The sequence below is a fragment of the Streptomyces sp. ISL-66 genome, assembly GCF_018614135.1.
Taxonomy (GTDB): domain Bacteria; phylum Actinomycetota; class Actinomycetes; order Streptomycetales; family Streptomycetaceae; genus Streptomyces.
Genome location: NZ_JAGGOW010000163.1, coordinates 1 through 9,150, shown reverse-complemented (window position 1 = coordinate 9,150; position 9,150 = coordinate 1). Strand labels below are relative to the sequence as shown.

The 9,150-nt window shown below is 74.3% G+C and carries 9 protein-coding genes; 5 read left to right on the top strand and 4 right to left on the bottom strand.

The genetic code is table 11. The features are described from left to right. The 5 genes from trpM to lgt all read left to right on the top strand — a co-directional run. The coding region (trpM, locus tag J7E97_RS36350) for a tryptophan biosynthesis modulator TrpM (RefSeq protein ID WP_374224274.1) at nucleotides 1-140 on the top strand (140 nt) is incomplete at its 5' end. A 199-nt stretch (nucleotides 141-339) separates the two neighbouring features. Beyond that, a complete protein-coding gene (trpB, locus tag J7E97_RS29335; protein WP_215033604.1) occupies nucleotides 340-1,596 on the top strand; it encodes a tryptophan synthase subunit beta in 1,257 nt (418 codons plus the stop codon). Then, nucleotides 1,593-2,405, top strand: coding sequence for a tryptophan synthase subunit alpha (gene trpA / locus J7E97_RS29330; RefSeq protein ID WP_215033602.1), 813 nt, complete (start codon nucleotides 1,593-1,595; stop codon nucleotides 2,403-2,405). The genes trpB and trpA overlap by 4 nt, the downstream gene beginning before the upstream one ends. Before the next feature lie 120 nt (nucleotides 2,406-2,525). Beyond that, on the top strand, nucleotides 2,526-3,533 hold the full coding sequence (locus J7E97_RS29325; RefSeq protein ID WP_215033600.1) for a thioredoxin domain-containing protein: 1,008 nt from the start codon (nucleotides 2,526-2,528) through the stop codon (nucleotides 3,531-3,533). A 78-nt stretch (nucleotides 3,534-3,611) separates the two neighbouring features. Then, a complete protein-coding gene (gene lgt / locus J7E97_RS29320; protein ID WP_215033598.1) occupies nucleotides 3,612-4,661 on the top strand; it encodes a prolipoprotein diacylglyceryl transferase in 1,050 nt (349 codons plus the stop codon). A 97-nt stretch (nucleotides 4,662-4,758) separates the two neighbouring features. Here lgt and J7E97_RS29315 read toward each other — a convergent pair whose 3' ends face one another. The 4 genes from J7E97_RS29315 to J7E97_RS29300 all read right to left on the bottom strand — a co-directional run. Further along, the gene (locus J7E97_RS29315) at nucleotides 4,759-5,580 is read right to left on the bottom strand and encodes a CoA ester lyase (RefSeq protein WP_215033596.1); all 822 of its coding nucleotides are present in this window, start codon (nucleotides 5,578-5,580) and stop codon (nucleotides 4,759-4,761) included. Beyond that, nucleotides 5,577-6,782, bottom strand: a complete 1,206-nt coding sequence (locus J7E97_RS29310) for a CaiB/BaiF CoA-transferase family protein (protein WP_215033594.1) — start codon at nucleotides 6,780-6,782, stop codon at nucleotides 5,577-5,579. The genes J7E97_RS29315 and J7E97_RS29310 overlap by 4 nt, the downstream gene beginning before the upstream one ends. Beyond that, nucleotides 6,779-7,771, bottom strand: coding sequence for a ribokinase (gene rbsK, locus J7E97_RS29305; RefSeq protein WP_215033592.1), 993 nt, complete (start codon nucleotides 7,769-7,771; stop codon nucleotides 6,779-6,781). The genes J7E97_RS29310 and rbsK overlap by 4 nt, the downstream gene beginning before the upstream one ends. Further along, nucleotides 7,768-9,150 (bottom strand): ADP-ribosylglycohydrolase family protein (locus J7E97_RS29300; RefSeq protein WP_308346840.1); only part of this gene is annotated, 1,383 nt, incomplete at its 5' end. The genes rbsK and J7E97_RS29300, both read right to left, overlap by 4 nt.

The window sequence follows — 9,150 nt, the reverse complement described above, 5'->3', positions numbered from 1 at the left end:
CGCCCCTGGCGCGCGGCTGCCGCCCCCGCGGGTGCCGCGCCCCGGCCCGGCGCGTGCACGGGCGGCGGGTCCGGTACGTGATCGGCTCCGAGCCCGGTCAGGTCAACGGCATGCGATGGCGACCCGGGACAGCGCTGTAACGAGGCCGCCCGGGGCGGCGTACGCACACGACGTACGCCGTGCCCGCGGGTGACCCCGTACGGTCTGCCGCCCGAGCCGCCGGCTCCGGGGCAGGTCGCCCCGTTCCGTACGCCCATGCCCCAGCGGGGTGCGGGCGCCACGGGCGGGCGGCGCAATACGGTGAAGACATCCGCGTCGCATCCGTAGGAGTACCTGGGCATGTCCAGCGCCACCAATTTCTTCATCCCGGACCCCGAGGGTCACATCCCCAACGCCGAGGGCTACTTCGGCGACTTCGGCGGCAAGTTCATCCCGGAGGCGCTCGTCGCCGCCGTGGACGAGGTCGCCGTCGAGTACGAGAAGGCCAAGGGCGACCCGGCCTTCGCGGCCGAGCTCAACGACCTGATGGTCAACTACACGGGCCGCCCCAGCTCCCTGACGGAGGTGCCCCGGTTCGCCGAGCACGTCGGCGGAGCGCGGATCTTCCTCAAGCGCGAGGACCTGAACCACACCGGTTCGCACAAGATCAACAACGTGCTGGGCCAGGCGCTGCTCACCAAGCGCATGGGCAAAACCCGCGTCATCGCCGAGACCGGAGCCGGCCAGCACGGCGTGGCCACCGCCACCGCCTGCGCGCTCTTCGGCCTCGAATGCACCATCTACATGGGCGAGATCGACACCCAGCGCCAGGCCCTCAACGTGGCCCGCATGCGCATGCTGGGCGCCGAGGTCATTGCGGTGAAGTCCGGCTCCCGGACCCTCAAGGACGCCATCAACGAGGCGTTCCGCGACTGGGTCGCCAACGTGGACCGCACCCACTACCTCTTCGGCACGGTCGCCGGCCCGCACCCCTTCCCCGCCATGGTCCGCGACTTCCACCGGGTCATCGGCGTCGAGGCCCGCCGCCAGATCCTGGAGCGCACCGGCCGGCTGCCCGACGCCGTCGCCGCCTGCGTCGGCGGCGGCTCCAACGCCATCGGCCTGTTCCACGCCTTCATCCCGGACGCCGACGTCCGCCTGGTCGGCTTCGAGCCCGCCGGGCACGGCGTGGAGACCGGCGAGCACGCGGCCACCCTGACCGCGGGCGAGCCCGGCATCCTGCACGGCTCCCGCTCCTACGTCCTGCAGGACGAGGAGGGCCAGATCACCGAGCCGTACTCCATCTCGGCCGGCCTGGACTACCCGGGCATCGGCCCGGAGCACTCCTACCTCAAGGACGCGGGCCGCGCCGAGTACCGCGCGGTCACCGACGACCAGGCGATGCAGGCCCTGCGGCTGCTCTCCCGCACCGAGGGCATCATCCCGGCGATCGAGTCCGCGCACGCCCTCGCGGGCGCGCTGGACCTCGGCAAGGAGCTGGGCAAGGACGGCCTCCTCGTCGTCAACCTGTCCGGCCGCGGCGACAAGGACATGGACACCGCAGCACGCTACTTCGACCTGTACGACGCCGACGCCTCCGAGGGGAAGACCAAGTGAGCGGCACCATCGAACTCCTCTCCGCCACGCTCGCGAAGGCGAAGTCCGAGGACCGCGCGGCGCTCGTCGCCTACCTCCCGGCGGGCTTCCCGACCGTGGACGGCGCCATCGAGGCCGTCAAGGCCGTCATCGCGGGCGGCGCGGACATCGTCGAGATCGGCCTCCCGCACAGCGACCCGGTCCTGGACGGCGCGATCATCCAGACCGCCGACGACATCGCCCTGCGCGGCGGGGTCAAGATCGCCGACACGCTGCGGACCGTCCGCGAGGCGCACGAGGCGACCGGCGCCCCGATCCTCGTCATGACGTACTGGAACCCCATCGACCGCTACGGCGTCGAGCGGTTCACCGCCGAGCTCGCCGCGGCCGGCGGCGCGGGCTGCATCCTGCCCGACCTGCCGGTCCAGGAGTCCGCGCTGTGGCGCGAGCACGCGGAGAAGCACGGTCTCGCCACCGTCTTCGTCGTGGCCCCCAGCAGCAAGGACGAGCGCCTGGCCACCATCACGGCGGCCGGCTCCGGCTTCGTCTACGCCGCCTCGCTGATGGGCGTCACCGGCACCCGTGAATCGGTCGGCAACCAGGCCGCCGACCTGGTCCGCCGCACCCGCGCCACCAGCGACCTTCCGGTCTGCGTCGGCCTCGGCGTCTCCAACGCCGCCCAGGCCAAGGAGGTCGCGGGTTTCGCCGACGGCGTGATCGTCGGCTCGGCCTTCGTGAAGCTGCTCCTGGACGCCCCGGACGAGGCGGCCGGGCTGGCCGCCGTACGGGCGCTCGCGGGCGAGCTCGCAGAAGGCGTGCGCCGGAGCTGACGGCGCGCGTTCGATCAAGGATGCGGACCCCTGAGCGGGTTCTGTAGCCCGATCGGGTGGAAGTAGGGGCAGGGAGGCACGAGAGTGCCTCCCTGCTTCGTTTGGCGGAACGTGAGCGACATGAACGACGGTGCGAACCGCGATACGACGAAACGATCGGCCCGCGAGCGACTCCAGGCGGAGCGCGAGCGGCAGAAGGCCAAGGACAAGCGCCGACGGACCCTCGTCGTGTCGGCGGCGGTGGTCGGCGTACTCGGCCTGGCGGCCGTCGTCGGCCTGATCGCGGCGAACACCGGCAAGGGGGGACCGTCCGCCAAGGGCGGCCCCCTGGTCGCCCCCTCCGGGGCCACCGGCAAGGACGCGCTCGCCATCCAGACCGGAAAGGCCGAGGCGCCCTCCACGCTGACCGTGTGGGAGGACTTCCGCTGCCCGGCCTGCAAGGCCTTCGAGACGAACTACCGGGACACCGTCCACGAGCTGGAGGCCAAGGGCCTGCTCAAGGTCGAGTACCACCTGGTCACCCTCATCGACGGGAACATGGGCGGCAGCGGCTCCCTCAAGAGCGCCAACGCGGCGGCCTGCGCGCAGGACGCCGCCACGTTCGCGCCGTACCACGACCTCCTCTTCGAGAACCAGCCGGAGGAGACGAACGACGCCTACGGCAAGAACGCGAAGCTGCTGGAACTGGCCGCCAAGGTGGACGGGCTGGACACCCCGGACTTCCGCAAGTGCGTCGAGGACGGCACGCACGACAGCTGGGTCAAGAAGTCGCAGGACGCCTTCCGTACGGGCAAGTTCCGCGGCACCCCCACGGTGCTCCTCGACGGCAAGGACATCTTCGCCGACCAGGCCAACCCGCTGACCCCGCAGAAGCTGAAGGAGAAGGTCGAGGCGGCCGGCAAGGGCGGAGCGGGCGGTGGCGCGAAGGCGTCCGGCGCACCGGCCTCCCCGCAGCCGTCCTCTTCGGCCTCGGCATCGGCATCGGCCTCGGCATCGGCGTCCGCGTCGCGGTCCGGGTCACCGGCCGCGGGCCGGTCGGCGGCGCCGTCCCGGCCGGCTTCCGCGACACGGCCCTCCGCCTCCGGTCAGGGCGCCGCGGACCACTCCGGGATGCCCGTGAACCACTGAGACCCGTCTCGATTCGGCAGCAGCTTGCCGGACGGGTTGCGGTCCGCACCGTCCGGCAAGGTAGCGTCGGCTCTTGCCATGAACCTTGCCTTCATTCCCAGTCCGTCGACGGGCGTGCTCCATCTCGGGCCGATCCCGCTGCGCGGCTACGCGTTCTGCATCATCCTCGGCGTCTTCGTCGCCGTCTGGCTCGGCAACAAGCGCTGGGTCGCCCGCGGCGGAAAGCCGGGGACGGTCGCGGACATCGCCGTGTGGGCCGTGCCGTTCGGCCTGGTCGGCGGTCGCCTCTACCACGTGATCACCGACTACCAGCTCTACTTCGTCGAGGGCCGGAACTGGGTCGACGCCTTCAAGATCTGGGAGGGCGGCCTCGGCATCTGGGGCGCCATCGCGCTCGGCGCGGTCGGTGCCTGGATCGGCTGCCGGCTGCGCGGCATCCCGCTGCCGGCCTGGGCCGACGCCCTGGCCCCCGGCATCGCGCTGGCCCAGGCCTGCGGGCGCTGGGGCAACTGGTTCAACCAGGAGCTGTACGGCCGCGCCACCGATCTGCCGTGGGCGGTGGAGATCACCGACGGCCCGAACCGGGTCGCCGGGACCTACCACCCGACCTTCCTCTACGAGTCCCTCTGGTGCGTCGGTGTCGCCCTGCTGGTGATCTGGGCCGACCGCCGATTCAAGCTCGGACACGGGCGGGCGTTCGCGCTGTACGTCGCCGCGTACTGCCTGGGCCGTGTCTGGACCGAGTACCTGCGGGTCGACGAGGCCCACCTCATCCTGGGCCTGAGGCTCAACGTGTGGACCTCGATCGTCGTCTTCGTGCTCGCCGTGGTGTACCTGGTGCTGTCGGCGAAGCTGCGGCCGGGCCGCGAGGAGACCGTCGAGCCGGACCCGGATGCCGTGGCCGGTGCCAAGGACGGGGACGGCGCGGCCGAGGAGGGCAAGGCCGGGGACGGCGATGCCAAGTCCGACGCCAAGCTCGACGCCTTCGCCGCCGCCAAGGCCGCCGCCAAGCTCGACGCCAAGTCCGACACCGAGGCCGACGCCGAAACCCGTGCCGATACCGAAGGTGACGCCGACGGCAAGGACGCCGGTGACAAGGCCGGCGCCGCCGAGGCCAAGAAGCTCTGACCGGGGTACCGCTCGACACGTGAGGGGCGCCGCGCATCCGCGCGGCGCCCCTCACGTTCGCGTGTGGCGGCGCGGAAAGAGCGCGTCCGTACGCCGCTCAGGAGGGGACGGGGACGCCCCGCCGGGCCAGGGCGACGACCCGCTCCGCGCCGGCCAGCATCGCCGGGTCGACGAAGCGGCCGTCGAGCAGGGCCACCGCGCCGGGGGTGCGGCGGGCCGCGGCCACGATCTCCTCGGCCGCGGTGACCTCCTCCGGGCCGGGCAGGTAGGCCCGCTCGATCACCGGGAGCTGGCGCGGGTGGATCGCGGCGCGGCCCAGGAAGCCCAGGGCGCGGCCCCTGGCGCAGGAAGCGGCCAGCGCCTCCAGGTCCCGGATGTCGGGGAACACGGACTGGGCGGGCGGCGGGAGACCGGCCGCGCGGGCCGCGACCACCAGCCGGGAGCGCGGCCAGTCCAGGCCCGCCTCGGCAGTGACGCCGAGGTCGGCCCGCAGGTCCGCCTCGCCCAGGGACAGCCCGCGCAGGGCGGGGTGCGCGCGGGCGATCTCGTAGGCCCGTTCCACGCCGAGCGCCGATTCGATCAGGGCGTACAGGGCCACCCCGCCGGTGCGCTCGGCGACCCCGGAGATCTGCTCGGGCGCGGAGATCTTGGGCAGCCGCAGTCCGGCGAGGCCGTCGAGCCGGGCGAGGGCGGTGAGGTCGGCGCCGCCCCAGGGGGAGTCGAGGGCGTTGACGCGCACGTGCACGGGGACCTGGTGCGGGGAGCCGAGGAGCTCGGCGGTGGCGGCGCGGGCGTACTCCTTGCGGGAGGCCGACACCGCGTCCTCCAGGTCCACGATGACGGCGTCGGCCCCGGCGCGCAGGGCCTTGACGACGACGTCCGGGCGGTCGCCCGGTACGTAGAGCCAGGTCAGGATCACAGGGCCCCCTCCGTGCGCAGCGTGGAGATCTCGGCTTCGGAGAGGCCGAGTTCGGTGAGGACGGCCTCGGTGTCCGCGCCGTGCGGGCGGCCCGCCCAGCGGATCGCGCCGGGGGTCTCGGAGAGCCGGAAGAGGACGTTCTGCATGCGGATCGGGCCGAGTTCGGGGTCTTCGACCTCGGTGATCGTGTCCAGGGCCGCGTACTGCGGATCGGCCATGACGTCCCGTACGTCGTAGACCAGCGCGACCGCGGCCTCGGCCTCCTCGAACGCCGCCGTCACCTCGTCCGCCTTGTGGCGGGCGATCCAGCCCCCGACGGCGTCGTCGAGGACGTCCGCGTGGGCGGCCCGTCCGGCGGCCGTCGCGAACCAGGCCTCGCGGATCAGCTCGGGCCGGCCGACGAGCCGCATCACGCGCTCGGCGATGGACTGCGCGGAGGTGGAGACCGCCAGCCAGCGGCCGTCCACGCTGCGGTAAATGTTGCGGGGCGCGTTGTTGGTGGAACGGTTGCCGGTGCGCGGCTGGACGTAACCGAGCTGGTCGTACCAGAGCGGGTGGGGCCCCAGCACGGTGAGGATCGGCTCGATGATCGCCAGGTCCACCACCTGCCCGTGCCCGGTGCGGTCACGGCCGGCGAGCGCCGCCATCACGGCGTACGCGGTGGTCAGCGCGGCGATCGAGTCCGCGAGCCCGAACGGCGGCAGCGTCGGCGGCCCCTCCGGTTCCCCGGTGATCGCGGCGAACCCGCTCATCGCCTCCGCGAGGGTGCCGAAACCCGGCCGGTGGGCGTACGGGCCCTCCTGGCCGAAGGCCGTCACGCGGGTCAGGATCAGCCGCGGGTTCGCGGCGGACAGCTCGGGCCAGCCGAGGCCCCAGCGTTCCAGGGTGCCGGGGCGGAAGTTCTCGATGACCACGTCGGCGGTGGCGGCCAGGCGCAGCAGGGTGTCGCGGCCGCCCGGGGTGGACAGGTCGAGGGTCATCGTCCGCTTGTTCCGGCCGAGCAGCTTCCACCAGAGGCCGATGCCGTCCTTGGCGGGGCCGTGGCCGCGGGAGGGATCGGGCAGGCGCGGGTGCTCGACCTTGACGACCTCGGCGCCGAAGTCTCCGAGGAGGGTGGCGGCGAGGGGCCCGGCGAAGAGCGTGGCGAGGTCGAGCACCCGGAGCCCTTCGAGGGGGGCGGGGCGGGGGCCGGCGGGGGTCACCAGGCGGCTCCGGAACGAGGGCCGGCCTCGTGCGGCCGGGGGGACTCCTCGGGGCCGGCCGGGTCCGCGCCGGGGGGCAGGTCCGGGGCCGGGTCGAGGGACAGGGCGAAGGCGTCGATCTCCGCGCGGGCCGGCATCGAATCCTGGGCGCCGGGGTGCTGGACGGACAGCGCGGCGGCCGCCGAGGCCCATCGCAGGGCCGCCGCCACGGGCCGGCCCTCGCCCAGGGCCACGGCGAGCGCGCCGACGAAGGTGTCCCCGGCGGCGGTGGTGTCCACGGCGCGCACGTGCGGCGCGGGCACGGTCAGCGGCTCGCGGCCGCGGGCGGCGTACAAGGCCCCGGCCGCGCCGAGGGTGACGACCACCTCGGGCACGTCGTGGAGCAGGGCCGCGGCGGCCCGGTGCGGATCGGTGAGGCCGGTGAGGGCCGCGGCCTCGTGCTCGTTGGGCACCAACAGGTCGGTCGCGGCGAGGAGTTCGGCAGGCAGGTGCTGGGCGGGGGCCGGGGTGAGGATCGTGCGGACGCCCCGGGCGCGGGCGGCGAGGGCGCCGGCGAGGACGGCTTCCAGGGGCAGTTCGAGCTGGAGGAGGAGGGCGCCCGCGGCGCCGATCCGGGCGGCGTCGCCCGGCTCCAAGCCGGTGACCTGGGCGTTCGCCCCGGGGATGACGATGATGCTGTTGCCGCCCTCGTCGTCCACGGTGATGTGCGCGGTGCCGCTGGCGCCCTCGACCGTGCGCAGGGCGGCGGTGTCAACCCCGGCCGCCGCGAGGGCGGAGCGCAGCCGTACGCCGAACTCGTCCGCGCCGACGGCGCCGATCATCACCACCTCCGCGCCGGCGCGGGCGGCGGCGACGGCCTGGTTGGCACCCTTGCCGCCGGGAGCGGTGCGCAGCGCGCGACCGGTGACGGTCTCGCCGAGGCGGGGGGCCTTGGGGACGTAGGCGACGAGGTCCATGTTGGTACTGCCGAGCACGGCGATGGCCGTCATGAGCGTGCTGCCTCCTGTGCGGTGAGGTGGGCGAGGGTGTCGAAGCCGATGCCGTCGAAGCCGGGGACGGTGGTGGCGAGGCGGTTCTTCAGCGGGGCGGTCCAGCGGTGCGGAAGGCTCTGCGGGCTCCCGGCGAGGAGCCCGGCCAGGGCGCCGGCGGTGGCGCCGTTGGAATCGGTGTCCCAACCACCGGACACGGCCCGGCAGATGGAGTGGGTGAAGTCGCCGTCGGCGTGGGTGAGGGCGGCGGCGACCAGGGCGGTGTTGGGGACGGAGTGGACCCAGTGGTAGTGGCCGTAGCGGGCGTGGAGGCGGTCCACGACGGTATCGAAATCGACGCCCGCTCGGCGTGCGGCCGCCCCGGTCCCGATCCCGAAGCGGACGGCCTCGGCGAGGCGCGAGCGGGGCGGTACGACGGCCAGCCCGGCCCGCAGCGCGGCGTGGACGCCGGCCCGGCCGGTGGCCGCGGCGGCGGTGGCGGCGGCGACGAACAGGGCGGCGTAGACGCCGTTGCCGGTGTGGGTGAGGGCGGCGTCACGGTGGGCCTGGGCCGCGGCGGCGGCGGGATCGCCCGGGTTGGTCCAGCCGTGGACGTCGGCGCGGATGAGGGCGCCGATCCATTCGCGGAAGGGGTTGTGGTGGGTGGCGGTGGCCGGCGGCTCCAGGCCCTGGAGGAGATTGCGGTACGCGACGCGCTCGGCGGTGAAGGTACGCCCGGCCGGGAGCTCGTCGAGCCAGAGCCGGCCGACGTCGGCGGTGGTGAAGCCCTTGCCGTGGCGCTGGAGGAGGAGCAGGCCGAGGAGGGGGTAGTTGAGGTCGTCGTCCTCGGGGGCGCCGTCGATGTTCTCGGCGAGTGAGGTGGGGGCGGAGCGGCGGTTCCACGGGTGGGCGGCGAGGAGCTCGGCGGGGACCCCCCGGGCGGTGAACCAGTCGTCGAGCGGCCAGTTCCCGGCCGCCCGGGCGAGCGCCCGGATCCCGTGCAGCGGCAGCTTCTCGACGGGCTTGCCGAGCACGCACCCGACGGCCCGCCCCACCCACGCGGCTTCCAGCCTGCGGCGCAGTACGGGGTCGCATCCGGTGGCCGCGGACCACGGGTCGGGCGCGCTGGCCGGTCCCGCAGCGGGGTCCGCGACCGGAGCCTGTGGCCGGTACGGGCCCGCCCGGTCGGGGGCCGTCGTGGGCCAAGTGGCGGTGATGGCGGGCCAGTGGTCCGGTTCGGCCCCGGCCGTGGGGCGGGGGAGGGACGCGAGGGCGGTCAGGAGGTCGGACGCCAGGGCCCGGAGTTCCGGCGGGGCCGGGTCGGGGGAGGCGCCCGCGCGGTCGGGGGCCCGGTGGCCACCGGCGGCGAGCCAGACGCGCAGCAGCGGCTCGGCGGCCCG